Raw genomic sequence first — 21,470 nt, forward strand, 5'->3', positions numbered from 1 at the left:
ATGGCGCAAGCTGGCATCGGTAACCTCGCGGGCGGAATGGGCAAGTTCACTGAACTTCGCCAGCGTCTTCTGTTCGTAGTCGGGGCATTGCTCGTCTATCGCATCGGCTGCTACGTGCCGGTGCCGGGCGTCAATCCCGATGCCATGCTTGCGCTGATGCAGGCGCAGGGCGGCGGAATCGTGGACATGTTCAACATGTTCTCGGGCGGCGCCCTGCACCGTTTCAGCATCTTCGCCTTGAACGTGATGCCGTACATCTCGGCATCGATCGTGATGCAGCTGGCGGTCCACATCTTCCCGGCCCTGAAAGCCATGCAGAAGGAAGGCGAGTCCGGACGCCGCAAGATCACCCAGTATTCGCGCATCGGCGCGGTGCTGCTGGCTATCGTGCAGGGCGGTTCGATCGCCCTGGCGCTGCAGAACCAGCTGTCGCCGGGCGGCGCGCCGGTCGTCTACGCGCCGGGCATGGGCTTCGTGCTCACCGCGGTGGTCGCGCTGACCGCCGGTACCATCTTCCTGATGTGGGTCGGCGAGCAGGTGACCGAGCGCGGCATCGGCAACGGCGTCTCGCTGATCATCTTCGCCGGCATCGTCGCCGGCCTGCCGGCGGCGGTCATCCACACCGTGGAAGCCTACCGCGACGGCAACATGAGCTTCATCTCGCTGCTGCTGATCGTCATCGTGGTGCTGGCGTTCACCTATTTCGTGGTGTTCGTCGAGCGCGGCCAGCGCCGCATCACGGTCAACTACGCGCGCCGCCAGGGCGGTCGCAACGCGTACATGAACCAGACCTCGTTCCTGCCGCTGAAGCTGAACATGGCGGGCGTGATCCCGGCCATCTTCGCGTCCAGCATCCTGGCCTTCCCGGCCACGCTGGCGATGTGGTCCGGCCAGGCCAGCTCGGCTACCTGGCTGCAGAAGGTGGCCAATGCGCTGGGCCCGGGCGAGCCGCTGCACATGATCGTGTTCGCCGCGCTGATCACCGGTTTCGCGTTCTTCTATACCGCGCTGGTGTTCAACTCGCAGGAAACGGCCGACAACCTGAAGAAGTCGGGCGCGCTGATCCCGGGCATCCGTCCGGGCAAGGCCACCGCCGAGTACATCGACGGCGTGCTGACCCGCCTGACCGCCGCCGGCTCGCTGTACCTGGTGATCGTCTGCCTGCTGCCGGAGCTGATGCGCACGCAGCTGAACGCCTCGTTCTACTTCGGCGGCACCTCGCTGCTGATCGTGGTGGTGGTGGTGATGGACTTCATCGCCCAAGTGCAGGCGCACCTGATGTCGCAACAGTACGAGAGCCTGCTGAAGAAGGCGAACCTGAAGGGCGGCAACCGCGGCGGTTTTGCGCGCGGCTGATTCACCCGCTATACTTTCCGCTTCATAGCGCGAAGCGCCGCCCCGGTTCCCGGGGCAGGCCTTCAAGACAGAAGGGCGGCCCCCGCAGCGGTCTCGGGTGGGGGTGCGATGTGGTTGTTCCGCGCGGGAGTAGCGCGGGCGGCTCGGAGAGCGATCTCCCTGCCAGGCACATCCGGCGCCGGAGCATGGGCACACTCCCCACGCCGGGTCCATGGAACCTTGTGTTCCACGGACTTCCAAGCAAACCGAGGCCTTGTTAGAATCGCTAGTTCACTTTTTTGATCCATCCTGCCGGAATGGCGCGCCACGCGGTGCGCATTCGGCCATCACTCAGCTGGAGAACCGCGTCATGGCGCGTATTGCAGGCGTCAACCTGCCAGCCCAGAAGCATGTCTGGGTCGGGTTGCAAAGCATTTACGGCATCGGCCGTACCCGCTCGAAGAAGGTCTGCGAAGCCGCAGGCGTCACTTCGACCACCAAGATCCGCGACCTGTCGGAGCCGGAAATCGACCGTCTGCGCCTCGAAGTGGGCAAGTACATCGTCGAAGGCGACCTGCGTCGTGAAGTCGGCATCGCCATCAAGCGCCTGATGGACCTGGGCTGCTACCGCGGCCTGCGTCACCGTCGCGGCCTGCCGCTGCGTGGTCAGCGCACCAAGACCAATGCCCGTACCCGCAAGGGTCCGCGCAAGGCGCTTAAGAAGTAAGGGACCCTAGAAAATGGCTAAGCCCGCTGCTGCTAAGACCAAGAAGAAGATCAAGCGCGTCATCACCGACGGCGTCGCCCACGTCCACGCTTCTTTCAACAACACCATCGTGACCATCACCGACCGCCAGGGCAATGCACTGTCCTGGGCGACCTCCGGTGGTGCCGGCTTCCGCGGTTCGCGCAAGTCGACCCCGTTCGCCGCGCAGGTCGCCGCCGAAAAGGCCGGCAAGGCCGCGCTGGACTACGGCGTGAAGTCGCTGGAAGTCCGTATCAAGGGTCCGGGTCCGGGCCGTGAGTCGGCCGTGCGTTCGTTGAACAACGTCGGCTACAAGATCACCAACATCATCGACGTGACGCCTATCCCGCACAACGGGTGCCGTCCGCCGAAGAAGCGTCGCGTCTAAAGGAGCGATAAGAAATGGCTCGTTATATCGGTCCTACCTGTAAGCTCGCCCGTCGCGAAGGCGCCGACCTGTCGCTGAAGAGCCCCGCCCGCGCGCTGGACTCCAAGTGCAAGCTGGAGCAGAAGCCCGGCCAGCACGGCGCTACCGCCCGCAAGGGCAAGCTGTCCGACTACGCCACCCAGCTGCGCGAGAAGCAGAAGGTCAAGCGCATCTACGGCCTGCTGGAGCGCCAGTTCCGCAACTACTACAAGAAGGCCTCGACCAAGAAGGGCAACACCGGCGAGAACCTGCTGCAGCTGCTGGAAACCCGCCTGGACAACGTCGTCTACCGCATGGGCTTCGCCGTGACCCGCCCGGCCGCGCGCCAGCTGGTCTCGCACCGCGGCGTCACCGTGAACGGCAAGTCGGTCAACCTGGCTTCGTACCAGGTCAAGGCCGGCGACGCGATCGCCCTGTCCGAGAAGGCTGCCAAGCAGCTGCGCGTGCAGGAAGCCCTGACCATCGCCGAACAGCATGACCTGAGCCCGTCGTGGGTCGAAGTCGATTCGAAGAAGTTCAGCGGCGTGTTCAAGGCCGTGCCGGATCGCGCCGACCTGCCGGCGGACATCAACGAAGCGCTGATCGTCGAGCTGTACTCGAAGTAATTCACATTGGAGAACCCCCGGCGACGGCCGGGGGTTCACTAGGAGAACCCGCAACATGACGGTTACCGCCAACCAGGTTCTGCGTCCCCGCGGTCCGCAGATCGAACGCCTTACCGACACCCGCGCCAAGGTCGTTATCGAGCCCTTGGAGCGGGGTTACGGGCATACGCTGGGCAACGCCCTGCGTCGCGTGCTGCTGTCGTCCATCCCGGGCTTCGCCATCACGGAAGTCGAGATCGACGGCGTGCTGCATGAGTACACCACGGTCGAAGGGCTGCAGGAGGACGTGCTCGAAGTCCTGCTCAACCTGAAGGACGTGGCCATCCGCATGCATTCGGGCGACAGCGCCACCATCTCCCTGTCCAAGCAGGGTCCGGGTGTGGTGACTGCCGCCGACATCAAGGTCGACCACAACGTCGAAGTCCTCAACGGCGAGCAGATCATCTGCAACCTGACCAAGGACACGGCGATCAACATGCGCCTGAAGGTCGAGCGTGGCTTCGGCTACCAGCCGGCGGCCTCGCGCCGTCGTCCCGACGAAGAAACCCGCGCCATCGGCCGTCTGGTCCTGGACGCCTCGTTCTCGCCGGTCCGCCGCGTCGCCTATGCCGTGGAAGCGGCCCGCGTCGAGCAGCGCACCGACCTGGACAAGCTGGTCATCGACATCGAGACCAACGGCACGATCGACGCCGAGGAAGCCGTGCGCACCGCCGCCGACATCCTCAGCGACCAGCTGTCGGTGTTCGGCGACTTCACCCACCGCGACCGCGGTGCGGCCAAGCCGGCCAACAACGGCGTGGATCCGGTGCTGCTGCGCCCGATCGACGACCTGGAGCTGACCGTGCGTTCGGCCAACTGCCTGAAGGCCGAGAGCATCTACTACATCGGCGATCTGATCCAGAAGACCGAAGTGGAACTGCTCAAGACCCCGAACCTCGGCAAGAAGTCGCTGACCGAGATCAAGGAAGTGCTGGCCCAGCGTGGCCTGTCGCTCGGCATGAAGCTGGAGAACTGGCCGCCGGCCGGCGTCTCCGCCCACGGCATGCTGGGTTGATGGCAGCATCTGTTCCTCCGCATGGGTGACCATGCGGGGGAATGCTGCAGGCAGTACCCGCGCCGACGGCTTCAAAGCCGCGGCGCCGGTCGTCCACGGAAAGGGCGGCCAGGACCATCCGCAGTCCACAGCAGCAACGCCAGGATGGCGACAACGAAGTCCAACGAACCATCATTGACCAAGGAATAGACCCATGCGCCACCAGAAGTCGGGCCGCAAGTTCAGCCGCACCAGCGCCCACCGCGAAGCGATGTTCAAGAACATGGCCGCCTCGCTGTTCAAGCACGAACTGATCAAGACCACCCTGCCCAAGGCCAAGGAACTGCGCCGCGTCGCCGAGCCGCTGATCACCCTGGCCAAGGTCGACTCCGTCGCCAACCGCCGCCTGGCGTTCGCCCGCCTGCGCGACAAGGAAGCCGTCGGCAACCTGTTCACCATCCTCGGCCCGCGCTACGCCACCCGTCCGGGCGGCTACCTGCGCCTGCTGAAGTGCGGCTTCCGCGCCGGCGACAACGCGCCGATGGCCTACGTCGAGCTGGTGGATCGCCCGGCTGCCGTTGCCGAGGAAGTGGCCGAGTAATCGCGCCTTCCGCGACAAAGATGCAAACGAGAACCCGGCCCTGGCCGGGTTTTTCGTTTCTGACGGATCTGCGACGGCCTCGGAGCGGCGATGTATCGCGCGCCTGGGGGAAAGCCGGGGCCGTTGGCGGGCAGCGACAGGCCGTCCATTGAGGTTCTGGGGAGTTGTCGAACGGCTGAGCTGTCGGACGGCGACGGCTGCCGGATCCGGCTGCGAATGCGCTGTCGTCGTCGCGGCGGGCATGCGCGAAAGATGCAAACGAGAATCCGGCCCTGGCCGGTATTTTCGTTTCCGGCGGACCCGCGACGGTCCCGGAGCAGCGATGTATCGCGCGCCTGCGGGAAGCTGGTGCCGCTGGCGGGCGGCTGCAGGCCGTCCATCGATATTCCGGGGAATTGTCGGACGGCTGCCGGATAGGCTGCGGATGCCTGTCGTCGTGGCGGGCATACGCGAAAGATGCAAACGAGAACCCTACTTTGGCCGGTTTTTTCGTTTCTGGCGGATCCGCGACGGCCTTGGAGCGGCGATGTATCGCGCGCCTGCGGGAAAGCCGGGGCCGCTGGCGGGCAGCTGTAGGCCGTCCATCGAGATTCGGGGGAGTTGTCGGACGGTTGCCGGATCTGGCTGCAGATGCCACTGTCGTCGCAGCGGACATGCGAGCCGCGCGTTGGAACCCAGGCCGGGGCTTATGCGGCATCGTCATGCCCCGCGGTGCTGCCGCGCGGCGGCGGGCCTGCTACGCTTGCCGGATCATTGATCCGGGATGACGTGATGAATCCTTTGCGGTGGAGTTTCCGCGCGCAGTGCCTGCTGGGTTTCCTGGCATGCGCCGGCCTTCTGGCGTTCGCGATCTACATGCAGTTGAAGATGGGGCTGGAGCCTTGCCCGTTGTGCATCTTCCAACGCATCGCCTTCGCCGCGCTGGGCCTGGTGTTCCTGCTGGGCGCGCTGCATGGTCCGTCGTCGCGCGGCGGCCGCAGCCTGTATGGCGTGCTGGCGTTCGTCGCCGCGGCCGTGGGCGCCGGCATCGCCGGGCGCCACGTCTACGTGCAGCTGCTGCCGAAGGACCTGGGCAGCAGCTGCGGTCCGCCGCTGGGTTTCCTCAGCGAGACCATGGGGCCGTTCGAGGTGTTCCGCACCGTACTCACCGGCACCGGCGACTGCGGCAACATCGACTGGACGTTCCTGGGCCTGAGCATGCCGATGTGGAGCCTGGTGTGGTTCGCGCTGCTTGCCATCTGGGCGCTGTATGCCGGCCTGCGCGCGCGCAGGACGCGCCTGTTCTGATTCCCCGATTCCCCCACGCATCGCAACGGTAACCGCATGAACCTGTCCCACTCCTTGTCCCCGGCCGCCTCCGCATCGAACTGGGCGCCGGACAGCTGGCGTGGGCGGCCTGCGCTGCAGATGCCGACCTATCCCGATCCGCAGGCGCTGGAAGCGGCGCTGGCGCAGCTGCGCCAGCTGCCGCCGCTGGTGACGTCGTGGGAGATCCTCGCGCTCAAGCAGCAACTGGCCGAGGCGCAGGAGGGCCGGCGCTTCCTGTTGCAGGGCGGCGATTGCGCGGAGAACTTCGCCGATTGCGAATCCGGCACGATCTCCAACCGGCTCAAGGTGCTGCTGCAGATGAGCCTGGTGCTGGTGCACGGGCTGCGCAAGCCGGTGATACGGGTCGGGCGCTTCGCCGGGCAGTACGCCAAGCCGCGTTCGGCCGATACCGAAACGCGCGACGGGGTGACCCTGCCCAGCTATCGCGGCGACGTGATCAACGCGCCCGAGTTCACCGAGGCCGCGCGCGTGCCCGACCCGCAGCGCATGATCGTCGCGCATTCGCGGTCGGCGCTGACGATGAACTTCGTGCGCGCGCTGATCGACGGCGGTTTCGCCGACCTGCACCATCCCGAGTACTGGAACCTGAGCTGGATGGGCTGCTCGCCGCTGGCGGCGGAGTACCAGAAGATGGTCGGTTCCATCGGCGATGCGGTGCGCTTCATGGAGACCCTGTCCGGCGCCCAGGTGCACAACCTCAACCGGGTCGATTTCTACACCTCGCACGAAGCGCTGCTGCTGCCCTACGAGCAGGCGTTGACCCGGCAGGTGCCGCGCCAGCACGGCTGGTTCAACCTGAGCACGCACTACCCTTGGATCGGCATGCGTACCGCGGCGCTGGAAGGCGCGCACGTGGAGTACCTGCGCGGCGTGCGCAACCCGATCGCGATCAAGGTCGGGCCGTCGGTGCAGCCGGACCAGCTGCTGCGCCTGATCGACGCGCTCAATCCCGACGACGAGCCGGGCCGGCTGAGCTTCATCCATCGCATGGGCGCTGCGCAGATCGCGGAAAAGCTGCCGCCGCTGCTGGACGCGGTGAAGCGCGACGGCCGCCGCGTGCTGTGGGTGTGCGATGCGATGCACGGCAATACCGAGAGCACCAGCAACGGCTACAAGACCCGCCGTTTCGACAACGTCCTGGCTGAGGTCGAGGCTTCGTTCGACCTGCACGCCGCGGCCGGCACGCGGCTGGGCGGCGTGCACCTGGAACTGACCGGCGAGGACGTGACCGAGTGCACCGGCGGCGCCCGCGAGCTGACGGACCGCGACCTGGAGCGCGCCTATCGTTCGACGGTCGACCCCCGACTGAACTACGAGCAGTCGCTGGAGATCGCGATGGCGATCGTGCGCAAGCGGCAGCAGGCGCCGGAAGCCTAGCCTCCGGCAAGGCGTGGCGGACGCCGCGGGCGCACGCGGAACGAAAGCGCATCCGCAGGACAGGAGAAGGATGGCCGAAAGCGGCCCGCCTGCGGCATGACATCGCGATCATGCCGCCTGGCGCATCATGCGCGGCACATCCGTTCGTCTCCCCGGAGGATACGCATCGATGGCCGACTGGACCGTCATACGCACCTACGCATTGCCGCTGGGGGCGGCGATTCTCGCCGGCTTCGTCGTCTGGACGTTGATGCTGTGGCTGTTCCGGCGCACCCAGGGGCGCGACTACCGGCGCGCACGCATCGTGCGCGTGGTGAGCCTGCCGCTGGCGTTCTTCCTGCCGCTGCTGTTCCTGGAGATGGCGCTGGGCGCGACCCCGCTGCACGGGCGGGCGCTGCAGGCGATGCAGCACCTGCTGCACGTGGGCGTGGTGGCGTGCCTGACCTGGCTGCTGGTGCGTGCGGTAGCCGCGGGCGAGCGCGCGATCCTGCGCAACCACCCGATCGAGGTGGCCGACAACCTTGCCGCACGCCGCATCCAGACCCAGACCCGGGTGCTGAGCCGGGTGCTGATGGGCGCGATCGTGCTGTTCGGCGTGGCGGTGGTGCTGCTGACCTTCCCGCAGGTACGGCAGGTCGGCAAGACCCTGCTGGCCTCGGCGGGCATCGTCGGCCTGGTGGCCGGCATCGCCGCCAGGCCGGTGTTCGGCAACCTGATCGCCGGGCTGCAGATCGCGCTGACCCAGCCGATCCGGCTGGACGACGTGGTGATCGTGGAAGGCGAGTGGGGGCGGATCGAGGAGATCGGCAGTTCGTACGTGGTGGTGCGGATCTGGGACGAGCGGCGCATGGTGGTGCCGCTGTCGTGGTTCATCGAGAACCCGTTCCAGAACTGGACCCGACGCAGCGCTGATCTGCTGGGAACCGCGTTCCTGTGGCTGGACTACCGTACGCCGGTCGCGGCGGTGCGCGCCGAGCTGGAACGCATCTGCCACGAGGCGCAGTTGTGGGACGGACGCGTCTGCGTGACGCAGGTGACCGAGACGAGCGAACGCGCCATCCAGGTGCGGCTGCTGGTGAGCGCGCGCAATTCCGGCGACGCCTTCGACCTGCGCTGCATCGTGCGCGAGCGCATGATCGATTTCCTGACGCGGGAGCATCCCTATGCCCTGCCGCGGCTGCGCGCGGAGATCGGGCGCCAAGCCGAGGCGCCGCATCCGCTGCAGGACGGCGTGCCGGAGGATGTGCGTTCGCCGGGCGCGGAGGACGGCGCGCCGGCGTAGGGGCCGGCCTCGTCGCCTCTGTTGTCAGTGGGCCGGGACCGTGTCCGCTAACGCCGGCGGCCTGCGCGCCCGCGTCAGCTGTTCGTAGGCGTGCCCCAATTCCAGCAGGCGCGGCTCGCTCCAGGCGGTTCCCATGAACAACAGTCCCAGCGGCAGGCCATCGGCGTGGCCCATGGGCACGCTCAGGCTCGGGTAGCCGGCCACCGCGGCGGCGCCGTAGCTGCCGCCCGGGTATGCGTCGCCCTGGCCCGGCGTGGTGCGCCAGGCGGCGCCGGTGGTGGGCGCGACCAGCGCGTCGAGCCGGTCGGCGCGCAGCGCGGCGTCGATGCCCTCCGGGCCGGCGAGCCGCCGCGCGTTGCCGCGCGCGGCGATATAGGCCGGATCGTTGAGCGAACCGGCGGCGTCGGCCTGTTCCAGCAGCTCCTGCGCGAAGAACGGCATTTCCTGCGCGGCATGGGCGCGGTTGAACGCGATCAGCGCGCCGAGCGAGCCCACCGGCGTACGCCATTGCCCGAAATAGCGGTTCAGGCCGTGCTTGAACTCGTACAGCAGGACCGTCAGCTCGTCCTTCTCCCAGCCGTCCTCGCCGGGCAGCGTGGTCTCGATCACGGTGGCGCCGGCGGCACGCAGCACGGCCACCGCCTGGTCCAGCAGCGGCCTGATTTCCGGGCGGTCGCCCAGCGCGTTGCGCAGTACGCCGATGCGCGCGCCGCGCAGCGCGTCCGGACGCAGCCGCGCGCCGTAGTCGTACACGGCGCGTCCCGGCATGGCCGCCGTGGCGGGATCGGATTCGTCGCGGCCGGCCATCGCGCCGAGCAGCAGCGCGGCGTCGGCGACGCTGCGCGCCATCGGGCCGGCGGTGTCCTGGCTGAAGGAAATGGGGATGATGCCGTCGCGGCTGACCAGCCCCACGGTCGGCTTGAGTCCGACGATGCCGTTGGCCGCCGCCGGGCAGACGATGCTGCCGTCGGTTTCGGTGCCGACCGCGGCCACCGCCAGGTTGGCGGCCACGGCCACGGCGCTGCCCGAACTGGACCCGCAGGGGTTGTGGTCCAGCGCGTACGGGTTGCGGGTCTGCCCACCGAGCGCGCTCCAGCCCGAGGTCGAGCGGGTGGAACGGAAGTTGGCCCATTCGCTCAGGTTGGTCTTGCCCAGGATCACCGCGCCGGCCTCGCGCAGGCGCTGCACCAGGAAGGCGTCGCGCTGCGGCCGGAAGTTCTTCAGCGCCAGCGAGCCGGCGGTGTTGTGCATGGGCGTGGCGCCGATGTTGTCCTTGAGCAGGACCGGCATGCCGTGCAGCGGACCGCGCACGCGTCCGGCGCGGCGCTCGGCGTCGCGCTGCGCGGCTTCGCGGCGCGCGGCGGGGTTGATCTCGATCACCGAACGCAGCGTGGGGCCGGCCCGGTCCAGCTCGGCGATGCGGCGCAGGTAGGCGTCGGTGAGGGTGACGCTGTCCAGCTCGCCGGCGGTCATGCGCGCCTGCAGCTCGGCGATGCCCGCTTCCTGGTAGGGGAACGGCTGCGCGGCGGCCGGACTGGCGCTGGAGGTGCGCTGGCAGGCGCAGCACAGCGCTGCCGCCAGCACGGGCAGGAGCAGTCGGAAAGACTTCGGAATGGGCCGCATGCCGCGCAGGCTATCGGGCCGGACAAGCCTTGGCAAACGGCAGGCGCACGGCTCCGGTCTTGTCCGGCGGGAGCGGTTGCGTACGCACTCCAGGCAGGCGCGGGAAACGCGGCGGCGCCGCATGGCGCGGGATGCAGGGCGGTCGCGAGGCGTGCTGTGCCGCGCGTTCCGGCTGGGTGCGCACGGCGTTGGTGTCGACCGCCGCCGGTTTCGGCGGCGGAAAGCGGGCTCAGCGTCCGGCCAGCGGTCGGCGCCTGCCGATATCGCGCGCCAGCACCCAGACCACGAGGATGTTGACCGCCAGCAGCAGCCACGACGCCCAGCCGGGATGGCGGACGATGGCGTAGACGTCCAGCGGCAGGTACAGGGCGGCGGAGACGCAGCCCAGCCACGAGGCCCAGGCCCGGGCGCGCCACAGGCCCCAGGCTTCCAGCGAGCGCAGCAGGCCGTAGGCGACCAGGGCGATGGCGCCGACGTGCACGGTGTCGGGCGTGATCATGTCCAGCAGCGTGGAGAACGACCCGTGCTCGGGATCGGCGCCGACGCGGCGGATCAGCGTATTGACGATGGTGCGCAGGGGAGCGGGCCCGGAAATCTCCAGGCCCGCGGCGGCGAGAAAGGCCAGCACGGCCTTGGCCGCTTCCAGCAGGGCGATGGCGGCAAGTCCCGGATGCGCGTGCGGATCCGGGTTGTAGGGCTTGCGCGCGGTCAAGGCGATCAGCCGGCGCGGGAGGCGCGCTTGCGGTCGCTCTCGGTCAGGAACTTCTTGCGCAGGCGGATTTCCTTCGGGGTGATTTCCACCAGCTCGTCGTCGTCGATGAAGTCCAGGGCCTGCTCCAGCGAGAACTTGATCGCCGGGGTCAGCTGGATCGCGTCGTCCTTGCCCGAGGCGCGCATGTTGGTCAGCGGCTTGGTCTTGATCGCGTTGACGGTCAGGTCGTTGTCCTTGGAGTGGATGCCGATCAGCTGGCCTTCGTACACGTTGTCGCCTTCGGCGGCGAACAGCTTGCCGCGTTCCTGCAGCGGGCCCAGCGAGTAGGCCGGGGTGGCGCCCGGGGCGTTGGCGATCATCACGCCGTTCAGGCGCTTGGCGATGGCGCCCTGTTCCTTCGGGCCGTAATGGTCGAACACGTGGAACAGCAGGCCCGAGCCCTGGGTCAGGGTCTTGAACTCGTTCTGGAAGCCGATCAGGCCGCGCGCCGGGATCTTGAAGTCCAGGCGCACGCGGCCCTTGCCGTCCGATTCCATGTTCTCCAGCAGCGCCTTGCGGGTGCCCAGCTTCTCCATCACGCCGCCCTGGTGCTGCTCTTCGATGTCCACCACCAGCTGCTCGATCGGCTCCATCAGCTGGCCGTCGATTTCCTTGATGATGACTTCCGGGCGCGACACGGCCAGCTCGTAGCCTTCGCGGCGCATGGTCTCGATCAGCACGGACAGGTGCAGCTCGCCGCGGCCGGAGACCAGGAACTTGTCGGCGTCCTCCAGCTGCTCGACCTTCAGCGCCACGTTGTGCACGGTCTCGCGCTCCAGGCGCTCCTTGAGCTGGCGGCTGGTCAGGAACTTGCCGCCGGACAGGTCCTTGTTGCCGGCGAACGGCGAGTTGTTGACCTGGAAGGTCATCGAGATGGTCGGCTCGTCCACGGTCAGGGCCGGCAGCGCCTCGGGGGTGTCCAGCGCGCAGACGGTGTCGGAGATGGTCAGTTCCTGGATGCCGGAAATGGCCACGATGTCGCCGGCCTGGGCTTCCTCGACCTCGATGCGCTCCAGGCCCATGAAGCCCAGCACCTGCAGGATCTTGCCCTGGCGCTTCTTGCCCTCGCGGTCGACGATGCTGACCGGCATGTTCTTCTTGACCTTGCCGCGCTGGATGCGGCCGATGCCGATCACGCCGACGAAGTTGTTGTAGTCCAGCTGGCTGATGCGCATCTGGAACGGACCTTCGGTCTCGACTTCCGGCGCCGGCACGTACTTCATGATCGCTTCGTACAGCGGGGTCATGTCGCCGTCGCGCACGGTGTCTTCCATGCCGGCGTAGCCGTTCAGGCCCGAGGCGTAGACGATCGGGAAGTCCAGCTGCTCGTTGGTGGCGCCGAGCTTGTCGAACAGGTCGAACACCTGGTCGATCACCCATTCCGGGCGCGCGCCCGGGCGGTCCACCTTGTTGACCACCACGATCGGCCTGAAGCCCATCGCGAACGCCTTCTGGGTGACGAAGCGGGTCTGCGGCATCGGGCCGTCCATCGCGTCAACCAGCAGCAGGACCGAATCCACCATCGACAGCACGCGCTCCACCTCGCCGCCGAAGTCGGCGTGTCCGGGGGTGTCGACGATGTTGATGCGGTTGCCCTGCCAGTTGATGGCGGTGTTCTTGGCCAGGATGGTGATGCCGCGTTCCTTTTCCTGGTCGTTGCTGTCCATCACGCGCTCGGCCAGCACCGTGCGCTCGGACAGGGTGCCAGACTGCTTCAGCAACTGGTCGACGAGGGTGGTCTTGCCATGGTCGACGTGGGCGACGATGGCGATGTTGCGAAGGTTTTCGATGGACATGCGAAAGACGGCCAGCCGGTGCCGTGAATGGGGAAAAGAAGTCCAACATTATACGGGCATGCGGCCGATTCGCGAAAAGGGGGCCGTGACGGGCCGCGGAACGGGCATTCAGCCGGCGGCGGGGCAGGGGCCGGGGAGCCCGGCCCGCCGGGCCGGGTGTATCCTATGCGGTCTGCGATAGACGTCTTCTCCCACAAGGATTCCCATGTCCCTGACCGCCCATTTCGACACCTCCCGCGGCCCGATCAAGGTCGAGCTGTTCGCCGACAAGGCGCCGCTGACCGTGGCCAACTTCGTCAACCTTGCCAAGCGCGGGTTCTACGACGGCCTGAGCTTCCACCGCGTGATCGCCGATTTCATGATCCAGGGCGGCTGCCCGGAAGGTTCCGGCCGCGGCGGCCCGGGCTACCGTTTCGAGGACGAGACCAACAACGGCGTGCGCCACGAGCGCGGCGTGCTGTCCATGGCCAATGCCGGCCCGAACACCAACGGCAGCCAGTTCTTCATCACCCACATCAAGACCGACTGGCTGGACGGCAAGCACACCGTGTTCGGCAAGGTCACCGAAGGCCTGGACGTGGTCGATTCGGTCAAGCAGGGCGACCTGATCAACAAGATCACCATCGAGGGCGATGCCGACGCCGTGCTGGCCGCCAAGGCCGACCGCGTGGCCGAGTGGAACAAGATCCTCGCCGCCTGATCCGCCTACGGCCACCTGCAGGGTGGCCGTTTTCGTGATGCCCCCTGATTCCGCCCCCGCCTGCGCGGCCGCCATGGCCGGGGCGACCCCAGAACACCTTTCTTAGCAGAGGAAACCCCCATGAAAGCACCCGTACGTGTCGCCGTGACCGGCGCTGCCGGCAATATCGGCTACGCCCTGCTGTTCCGCATCGCTTCGGGCGAGATGCTGGGCAAGGACCAGCCGGTCGTCCTGCAGCTGCTCGAGATCGACAACGAAAAGGCCCAGGCCGCGCTGAAGGGCGTGGTCATGGAACTGGAAGACTGCGCGTTCCCGCTGCTGGCCGGCGTGGTGACCACCGCCGACCCGCTGGTGGCGTTCAAGGACGCCGACGTGGCCCTGCTGGTCGGCGCCCGTCCGCGCGGCCCGGGCATGGAGCGCAAGGACCTGCTGCTGGAAAACGCCAAGATCTTCACCGTGCAGGGCAAGGCCCTGAACGCCGTCGCCAAGCGTGACGTGAAGGTGCTGGTGGTCGGCAATCCGGCCAATACCAATGCCTACATCGCCATGAAGTCGGCCCCGGACCTGGATCCGAAGAACTTCACTGCCATGCTGCGCCTGGACCACAACCGCGCCCTGAGCCAGCTGGCCGCCAAGACCGGCAAGTCCGTGGACAGCTTCGAGAAGTTCACCGTGTGGGGCAATCACAGCCCGACCATGTACCCGGACTACCGCTTCGCCACCACCGGCGGCGCCTCGGTGGCCGAGCTGATCAACGACCAGGAATGGAACGCCAACACCTTCATCCCGACCGTCGGCAAGCGCGGCGCGGCCATCATCGCCGCCCGCGGCCTGTCCTCGGCCGCGTCGGCCGCCAATGCCGCCATCGACCACGTGCATGACTGGGTGCTGGGCAGCAACGGCAAGTGGGTGACGATGGGCGTGCCGTCCGACGGCTCCTACGGCATTCCGGAAGGCGTGGTGTTCGGCTTCCCGGTGACCACCGAGAACGGCAGGTACACCATCGTCAAGGACCTGCCGATCGACGACTTCTCGCGCAAGTACATCGACATCACCCTGGGCGAGCTGGAAGAAGAGCGCGCCGGCGTGGCCGACCTGCTGTAACCGCAGCGGCCCGGTGCATGACGGACGGGGAAGCTCAGGCTTCCCCGTTCTGTTTTCGGGCAATACCGCCCGCCGGTCGGCAGGCTCGCATTTCCCCGGCATCGCCGCGGTTGCCGGCCTGTGGCCGGCACCATCCCACGGTGTCCGGCCACTGTTCTCAATTTCGTATCGCATGACCCCCGACATCGCGCTGCACCACATCGACGACGCCCTGCTGGTGGCGGAAAAGCCGGCCGGCCTGCTGTCCGTGCCCGGGCGGCTGCCGGAGAACCAGGATTGCCTGGTATCGCGGCTGCAGGCGATGCACGCGGACGTGCTGACCGTGCACCGGCTCGATCAGGTGACCTCCGGGTTGATGCTGTACGCGCGCGGCAGGGAAATGCAGGCGGCGTTGTCGGCGCAGTTCGAACAGCGCCGCGTCGGCAAACGCTACGAGGCCGTGGTCGAAGGCACGATCGAGGACGACGGCGGCGAGATCGCCCTGCCGCTGGTCTGCGACTGGCCGAACCGGCCGAAGCAGAAGGTGGACCACGCGCACGGCAAGCCGGCGCTGACACGCTGGCGGGTGCTGGCGCGTGACGCGGCGGCGCGCCGCACGCGGGTCGAACTGGAGCCGGTTACCGGACGCAGCCACCAGTTGCGCCTGCACATGGCCAGCCTCGGCCATCCCATTGTCGGCGACGTGCTGTATGGCGCCGCGCCCGCCGCGCGCGTGTACCTGCACGCGTGCCGGCTTGCGTTCGTGCATCCGCAGACCGGCGAAGCGATGGCGTTCGCCTCGCCCTGTCCGTTCTAGCGGCTTCGGCTTTCGTCGTACGACCATCGTCGCAGGGAGCGGCGATCCACGCCGGACTATGCTCGGAAGAACGAGCCAGGTGCCGGAGGACGTCGTGCAATACGAGCAGATCCATCGCCGTTCCATCGAGGAGCCGGAGGCGTTCTGGGCCGAGGAAGCCAAGGCGATCCACTGGCATCGCCCGCCCCGGCAGATCCTGGACTATTCCAACCCGCCGTTCCGGCGCTGGTTCGTCGGCGGCCAGACCAATCTCTGCTACAACGCCGTCGACCGCCACCTGCAGGAGCGCCCCGACCAGCTGGCGCTGGTGGTCGTTTCCACCGAGACCGACACGACCCGCGAGATCACCTACCGCCAGCTGCATCGCGAAGTGAACGCATTCGCCGCGGTGCTCAAGGAACTGGACGTCGGCCGCGGCGACCGCGTGGTGATCTACATGCCCAACATGGCCGAGGCGGTGTTCGCCATGCTGGCCTGCGCGCGCATCGGCGCGGTGCATTCGGTGGTGTTCGGCGGCTTCGCCGCGCACAACCTGGCGCTGCGCATCGACGACGCACGGCCGAAGCTGCTGATCGCCGCCGACGCGGGCATGCGCGGCGGCAAGGTGATCCCGTACAAGCCCATGGTCGATGCGGCGTGCGCCGAGGCCGCCAGTCCGCCGCCGAAGGTGTTGATCGTCCCGCGCGGACTGGACGCGGCGCTGCCGAGGGTGCCGGGGCGCGACGAGGACTACGCCGCGCTGCGCCGGCAGGTGGGCGATGCGCAGGTGCCGGTGGAGTGGCTGGAATCCAACGAACCCAGCTACCTGCTCTATACCTCCGGCACCACCGGCAGGCCGAAGGGCGTGCAGCGCGATGTCGGCGGTTACGCGGTGGCGATGGCGCAGTCGATGCGCACGGTATTCGACTGCGCGCCGGGACAGGTGATGTTCTCCACCTCCGACGTCGGCTGGGCGGTGGGCCATTCCTACAACGTGTATGGGCCGCTGATCGGCGGCTGCACCTCGCTGCTGTACGAAGGACTGCCGACCAATCCCGATCCGGGCATCTGGTGGGCGCTGTGCGAGCAGTACGGCGTGCGCACGATGTTCTCCTCGCCCACGGCGATCCGCGTGCTGAAGAAGCACGACGTGGATTTCATCCACCGCCACGACCTGTCGGAACTGAAGTACCTGTTCCTCGCCGGCGAGCCGCTGGACGAGCCCACCGCGCAGTGGATCGGCGATGCGCTGCGCAAGCCGGTGATCGACAACTACTGGCAGACCGAGACCGGCTGGCCGGCGCTGACCCTGCTGCCGGGCTTGGACATGAAGCCGGTGAAGTTCGGCTCGCCCGGCTTTCCCAATCTCGGCTACCGGATGAAGGTGATCGACGAGCGGACCGGCGCCGAGGTCGCGCCCGGGCAGAAGGGCGTACTGGTGATCCAGCCGCCGCTGCCGCCGGGCTGCATGAGCACGGTCTGGAACGATGACGAACGGTTCCTCAAGAGTTATTTCAGCCATTTCGACGAGCTGCTGTACAGCTCGCTGGACTGGGCCATCCGCGACGAGGATGGTTACACCTTCATCCTCGGCCGCACCGACGACGTGATCAACGTGGCCGGGCACCGGCTGGGCACGCGCGAGATCGAGGAGGCCGTCTGCGGCCATCCGCGCGTGGCCGAGGCGGCGGTGATCGGCGTGCGCGACGAACTGAAGGGGCAGGTGCCGCTGGTGTTCGTCACCCTCAGGCAGCCGGCGGCCGCCGACGAGGTGGCGGCGCTGTCGGCGGAGATGATGCGCCAGGTCACCGCGTCGCTGGGCGCGGTGGCGCGCCCGGCCCACATCCACGTGGTCAATGCGCTTCCCAAGACGCGTTCGGGTAAGCTGCTGCGGCGTTCGCTGCAGGCCCTGGCGGAGCGGCGCGACCCGGGCGATCTGTCGACGCTGGACGACCCGGGCGCGCTTGAGGAAATCCGCCGCGCGCTGGGGACATAGCGCGGGCCGCAGGGCGGCGATCGCAGGGGGCGATGCGCGTGCAGGCAGGAGATGACGGGGCGGGGGCCCCGGTTGCCGGTCGCGCGCATCGTGGTTGCGATGCACAGTGCGGGAGGGGGAATGGCGTTGATCCATGCCAAGACGGCGGCTGGCCGTCGTGAGATCGAGGACCGCGGCCTGCGCCTGGCGCCGGCGCTGCGTTCCGTATTGCTGCTGGTGGACGGGCAGCGCGACGGCCGCGAGCTGCAGCAGATGGCGCAGGGACTGCATGCGCCGGAGGACGTGCTGGAACAGCTGCTGGCGCTGGGGCTGATCGAGGCGGTCGGCGGCAGCGTCGAGCGCGCGCCGGCGGTGCCGGTCACCACGCAGCTGGGCGACGACCCGCTGCGCTGCCAGCAGCTGCGCGACTGGATGGCCGAATCGGTGCGCAGGCACCTCGGGCTGAAGGGCTACCTGATCCAGCTCAAGATCGAGCGCAGCCGCAACGCGGTGGGGCTGGAACAGCTGTGGCCGGAAGTGGCGGCCGCGCTGGGCAAGGCCAAGAGTCCGGCATTCGCCAACCGCTGGCTGGAAGAGACCCGGGCGCTGGTGCTGGCGTGACGCCGGCGGCGGTCAGGGCGCGCACCTGACCGCCTGCCGATGGCCGGCACTATCATGCGGTCTCTTACCCAGGGAGCCCCAGGCATGGATCGACAGGACGACGACGAAACCGGCACCGCGGGCTGGGATGCCATCAACGCGGCGTTGCGCGCGCTGTATCCGCGGCAGGAACCGAGGCACTACGGCACGCTGGTGTCGCACACGCTGGGCGGCGACGACCCGCTGGACGGCATCAGCGTGTACTGGAGCGAAAATCCCCGGCCGCACTGGCACTACGTCAGCTACGGCTTCTCCGAGCTGTACGGCAAGCAGAGCGAGGATCCGCAGGAAAGCGGCTTCGGTTTCGAACTGACCTTCCGCCTCGCGGCGGACGGAGGCGAAGACAGCGGCGGCACGCCGCCGGCGTGGCCGCTGAACCTGCTGCAGAACGTGGCCCGTTACGTGTTCGGCAGCGGCAACGTGTTCGAGGCCGGGCATCACCTCGATGCCAATGGACCGATCGCGCTGGAGGCCGATACGCAGTTGCGCCACCTGGCCTTCGTGGCCGATCCGCAGCTGCCGGCGATCGATACGCCCAACGGGCGCCTGGACTTCCTGCAGATGGTGGGCCTGACCGACGACGAGATGGCGGCGGTCAGGCGCTGGTCGACGCTGGGCGTGCTGGATGCGCTCGCGCCGGCGATGCCGTCGTGGATCACAGCCCTGGCGCGCGGCTCGCTGCTGGCCGATTCGGCGCTGGCGGCGCGGGTGGAAGCGGGCAGCCGGAGCGAAGGCTCCAGCACCGGCATGCTGTTCGTGGACACGCTGGACTGGTCCGCCGACGCCACGGGCATCACCCTGGTGCTGGGCGCCGGGCAGGTCGGGAGCGTGCTGGAACTGCTGCCGCTGCGCCTGCCGCACGACCGGCCGCTGGTGGTGCTCGGCCGGGAGCGGCAATGGCGGTTCGAGCCGGGCGTGGCGGACGACCTGCAGCTGGACGACGACAGCGCGCGCTGCGTGCTGTCCGACGCCACGCTCGGGGCGATGCTGCAGACCGTCCGCGCCGCGCGTGGCGTCTATCCGTTGCCGGGCGGCAGGCTGCAGGTGGAAGTGGTGCCGACGCAGCTGCGCGACGGCCACGGCAAGGTGATCCGCGAGATCGGCTGAGCGGCCGGCCTGACGTCATCCCGGCGGGGCAGGCCTGCGGCTGGCCGCGGCCAGCGAGAACACGAACTCCGCGCCGCCGGCATCGCCCGCGGCCAGTTCGATCCGGCGGTGATGCAGCTGCAGGATGCGATGCACGATCAACAGGCCGAGACCGCCGCTGCCCGGGTGCCGGCTGTCGAGCGCGGACGGCGCGCTGAACAGCTGCGCGCGCCGTTCCGGGGCGATGCCGGGGCCGGTATCGGCGACACGGACTTCGACATCATCCCCGACGGCCCGCAGCGCCACCGCGATGCGGCCGCCTTCGGGCGTATGCCGGAGGGCGTTGTCGAGCAGGTTGGTCAGCACGCGTTCGACCAGGCCGAGGTCGGCGTGGACGGCAGGCAGGCCTGCGGGAATGTCCGCAACCAGCGACTGCCGCCTGGCCTGCGCCGCCAGTTCGAACTTCTGGAACACGTCCTGGACCAGGTCCGGCAACGAGAACGCCTGCGGTTCCAGCACCACGCCGCCGTGTTCCAGCCGCGCCAGCTCGAACAGCGCCTGCGCCAGGCGGCCGACCTTCTCGCTCTGCGCCAGCGCGATGGACAGGTAGCGCCGGCGTTCGTCGGCGCCGAGCGTGGCGTCCTTCAGCGCCAGCGTCTCCAGGTAGCCGTGCAGCGAGGACAGCGGCGTGCGCAGGTCGTGGGAAATGTTGGCGACCAGTTCGCGCCGCTGCTGGTCCTGCTGGCGCAGCTGCCGCCATTGCTCGCCGATGCGCTGGGCCATGTGCGCGAAGCTGTGCTGCAGGATGGCCAGTTCGTCGCGTCCGCCCGGTCGCGGCGGCGCGGAGGGTGCAGGCGGCGCCGGGACGCCGGCGTCGACGTCGAAGGCCTGGATGTCGCGGGTCAGCCGGCGCAGCGGCCGGGTGATCCAGCGGAAGGCGACGATGCCGGCGAGCAGGCCGACGGCCGCCACGACCGCCAGCGACCACAGCGTGGTGCGCAGGCTGGCGCTGGCCGCGATGTCCGCCGCCAGCGCCTCGCGTTGTTCGCCGACCAGCACCACGTAGATGTAGCCGACCTGCCGGCCCTGCACGCGCAGCGGCGCGGCGTTGAAGACCTTGCGCCCGTCGCGGCTGCGCGGGTCGTCGCCGAGGATGGGCAGCGGCGCGCCGGCCAGCAGCGCCCGCACCGGCGCCAGGTCGACGCGGTCGCGCCGGAGGTGGCCGTCCGGCGCGTCGTGGCCGAGGATGCGGCCCTGGTCGTCGAGCAGGTAGACCTCGACGCTGGGATTGACCGCCATCAGCTTGCCGAACAGCGCGCGAACCTCGCCGTCGCGCATGCCGCGCGCGTCCATCAGTTCGCTGCTGCGGGCGATGTGCTCGGCCAGCCCGCGCGAAAGGCGCTGCACGGTTTCCTGTTCGTGCATGCGCGTGCTGCGCATCTGGATCCACGCCAGCGCGCCGCAGCACACCAGCAGCAGTGCGCAGAACACCAGCGACAGCCGCTGCGAAAGCGTCAGCCGGTTCATTCGCCGCCCCCGTCGCCGCCGGCCAGCTTGTAGCCGCGCCCCCACACGGTGAGGATGCGCCGCGGCGCGGCCGGGTCGCGTTCGATCTTGTTGCGCAGGCGGTTGATGTGGGTGTTGACGGTGTGTTCGTAGCCGTCGTGGCGATGGCCCCAGACCTGGTTGAGCAGGTCCATGCGCGAATACACCTGGTCCGGATGGCGGGCGAAGAAATGCAGCAGGTCGAATTCGCGCGGCGTCAGTTCCAGCGCGGCGCCGTCGACCTGCGCGGTGCGCGCGACCGGATCGATGCGGAGGCCGGCCACGTCGATCGCGCCGGCATCGATGCGCGCGTTCTGCGCCATCGCCTCGACCCGCCGCAGCAGCGCCTTGACCCGCGCGACCAGCTCCAGCATCGAGAAGGGTTTGGCCAGGTAGTCGTCCGCGCCCAGTTCCAGGCCCAGGATGCGGTGCACTTCGCTGGCGCGCGCGCTGGTGATGATGATCGGCGTGTAGCGGGTCATCGCCCGCGCGCGCCGGCAGATCTCCAGGCCGTCCACGCCGGGCAGCATCAGGTCCAGCACCAGCGCGCTCCAGGTGTCGTTCTCGAGCAGGCGCAGGCCGTCGTCGCCGGTGGCCGCGTGGGTCACCTCGTAGCCCTCGTCGCGCAGGTGCATGCGCAGCAGGTTGGCGATGTGGACATCGTCCTCGACGATCAGCACACGTTTGGCGCGGTTCATCGGCACGTCCGGCCGGCGGGGAG

Annotated in this window: 20 protein-coding genes; 15 read left to right on the forward strand and 5 right to left on the reverse strand. The window is 68.5% G+C overall.

What is annotated here, in order from left to right; all coding sequences use genetic code 11:
- From secY to CQ393_RS05235, 9 genes are all read left to right on the forward strand, one after another.
- On the forward strand, window positions 1–1,356 hold the full coding sequence (secY, locus tag CQ393_RS05195) for a preprotein translocase subunit SecY (protein WP_153190542.1): 1,356 nt from the start codon (window positions 1–3) through the stop codon (window positions 1,354–1,356).
- Window positions 1,357–1,705: 349 nt separating this feature from the next.
- Window positions 1,706–2,062, forward strand: coding sequence for a 30S ribosomal protein S13 (rpsM, locus tag CQ393_RS05200; protein WP_054663350.1), 357 nt, complete (start codon window positions 1,706–1,708; stop codon window positions 2,060–2,062).
- A 13-nt stretch (window positions 2,063–2,075) separates the two neighbouring features.
- Complete coding sequence (rpsK, locus tag CQ393_RS05205; RefSeq protein ID WP_054663352.1) at window positions 2,076–2,468, forward strand: 30S ribosomal protein S11; 393 nt, start codon at window positions 2,076–2,078, stop codon at window positions 2,466–2,468.
- 14 nt (window positions 2,469–2,482) lie between these two features.
- Window positions 2,483–3,112 (forward strand): 30S ribosomal protein S4, encoded by a 630-nt coding sequence (rpsD, locus tag CQ393_RS05210; protein WP_054663355.1) that lies wholly within the window; start codon window positions 2,483–2,485, stop codon window positions 3,110–3,112.
- A gap of 55 nt (window positions 3,113–3,167) precedes the next feature.
- Window positions 3,168–4,166 carry a DNA-directed RNA polymerase subunit alpha gene (rpoA, locus tag CQ393_RS05215; protein ID WP_054663357.1) on the forward strand — a complete coding sequence of 333 codons (999 nt, stop codon included), beginning with the start codon at window positions 3,168–3,170 and terminating at the stop codon, window positions 4,164–4,166.
- A 193-nt stretch (window positions 4,167–4,359) separates the two neighbouring features.
- Window positions 4,360–4,746 carry a 50S ribosomal protein L17 gene (gene rplQ, locus CQ393_RS05220; protein WP_132862515.1) on the forward strand — a complete coding sequence of 129 codons (387 nt, stop codon included), beginning with the start codon at window positions 4,360–4,362 and terminating at the stop codon, window positions 4,744–4,746.
- 771 nt (window positions 4,747–5,517) lie between these two features.
- The gene (locus tag CQ393_RS05225; RefSeq protein ID WP_153190543.1) at window positions 5,518–6,033 is read left to right on the forward strand and encodes a disulfide bond formation protein B; all 516 of its coding nucleotides are present in this window, start codon (window positions 5,518–5,520) and stop codon (window positions 6,031–6,033) included.
- A 36-nt stretch (window positions 6,034–6,069) separates the two neighbouring features.
- Entirely contained in the window at window positions 6,070–7,452 is a 1,383-nt protein-coding gene (locus CQ393_RS05230) for a 3-deoxy-7-phosphoheptulonate synthase class II (protein WP_153190544.1), read from the forward strand.
- 169 nt (window positions 7,453–7,621) lie between these two features.
- Window positions 7,622–8,734 carry a mechanosensitive ion channel domain-containing protein gene (locus CQ393_RS05235; RefSeq protein WP_153190545.1) on the forward strand — a complete coding sequence of 371 codons (1,113 nt, stop codon included), beginning with the start codon at window positions 7,622–7,624 and terminating at the stop codon, window positions 8,732–8,734.
- Between the two features lie 24 nt (window positions 8,735–8,758).
- On the opposite strand, the gene CQ393_RS05240 is transcribed toward CQ393_RS05235, so the two are convergent.
- From CQ393_RS05240 to typA, 3 genes are all read right to left on the reverse strand, one after another.
- The gene (locus CQ393_RS05240; RefSeq protein WP_228114299.1) at window positions 8,759–10,303 is read right to left on the reverse strand and encodes an amidase; all 1,545 of its coding nucleotides are present in this window, start codon (window positions 10,301–10,303) and stop codon (window positions 8,759–8,761) included.
- Window positions 10,304–10,586: 283 nt separating this feature from the next.
- Window positions 10,587–11,069 (reverse strand): DUF2127 domain-containing protein, encoded by a 483-nt coding sequence (locus CQ393_RS05245; protein ID WP_153190547.1) that lies wholly within the window; start codon window positions 11,067–11,069, stop codon window positions 10,587–10,589.
- A 5-nt stretch (window positions 11,070–11,074) separates the two neighbouring features.
- The gene (gene typA, locus CQ393_RS05250; protein ID WP_153190548.1) at window positions 11,075–12,904 is read right to left on the reverse strand and encodes a translational GTPase TypA; all 1,830 of its coding nucleotides are present in this window, start codon (window positions 12,902–12,904) and stop codon (window positions 11,075–11,077) included.
- Window positions 12,905–13,109: 205 nt separating this feature from the next.
- On the opposite strand from typA, the gene CQ393_RS05255 reads away from it, so the two are divergent.
- The 6 genes from CQ393_RS05255 (at window position 13,110) to CQ393_RS05280 (ending at window position 19,225) form a co-directional block, all read left to right on the forward strand.
- The gene (locus CQ393_RS05255; protein ID WP_153190549.1) at window positions 13,110–13,604 is read left to right on the forward strand and encodes a peptidylprolyl isomerase; all 495 of its coding nucleotides are present in this window, start codon (window positions 13,110–13,112) and stop codon (window positions 13,602–13,604) included.
- Window positions 13,605–13,724: 120 nt separating this feature from the next.
- Complete coding sequence (locus CQ393_RS05260) at window positions 13,725–14,708, forward strand: malate dehydrogenase (protein WP_153190550.1); 984 nt, start codon at window positions 13,725–13,727, stop codon at window positions 14,706–14,708.
- Between the two features lie 172 nt (window positions 14,709–14,880).
- Complete coding sequence (locus CQ393_RS05265) at window positions 14,881–15,504, forward strand: RluA family pseudouridine synthase (protein WP_153190551.1); 624 nt, start codon at window positions 14,881–14,883, stop codon at window positions 15,502–15,504.
- A 94-nt stretch (window positions 15,505–15,598) separates the two neighbouring features.
- On the forward strand, window positions 15,599–17,479 hold the full coding sequence (gene prpE, locus CQ393_RS05270) for a propionate--CoA ligase (protein WP_343199605.1): 1,881 nt from the start codon (window positions 15,599–15,601) through the stop codon (window positions 17,477–17,479).
- Between the two features lie 120 nt (window positions 17,480–17,599).
- Window positions 17,600–18,079, forward strand: coding sequence for a hypothetical protein (locus CQ393_RS05275; protein WP_153190553.1), 480 nt, complete (start codon window positions 17,600–17,602; stop codon window positions 18,077–18,079).
- Window positions 18,080–18,163: 84 nt separating this feature from the next.
- Entirely contained in the window at window positions 18,164–19,225 is a 1,062-nt protein-coding gene (locus tag CQ393_RS05280; RefSeq protein ID WP_153190554.1) for a suppressor of fused domain protein, read from the forward strand.
- A 15-nt stretch (window positions 19,226–19,240) separates the two neighbouring features.
- On the opposite strand, the gene CQ393_RS05285 is transcribed toward CQ393_RS05280, so the two are convergent.
- Both CQ393_RS05285 and CQ393_RS05290 read right to left on the reverse strand, forming a co-directional pair.
- Window positions 19,241–20,731, reverse strand: coding sequence for an ATP-binding protein (locus tag CQ393_RS05285; RefSeq protein ID WP_153190555.1), 1,491 nt, complete (start codon window positions 20,729–20,731; stop codon window positions 19,241–19,243).
- Window positions 20,728–21,447 (reverse strand): response regulator transcription factor, encoded by a 720-nt coding sequence (locus CQ393_RS05290; protein WP_153190556.1) that lies wholly within the window; start codon window positions 21,445–21,447, stop codon window positions 20,728–20,730. The genes CQ393_RS05285 and CQ393_RS05290 overlap by 4 nt, the downstream gene beginning before the upstream one ends.
- Window positions 21,448–21,470: the final 23 nt, after the last annotated feature.

The organism is Stenotrophomonas sp. MYb238, assembly GCF_009496535.1.
Lineage (GTDB): Bacteria > Pseudomonadota > Gammaproteobacteria > Xanthomonadales > Xanthomonadaceae > Stenotrophomonas.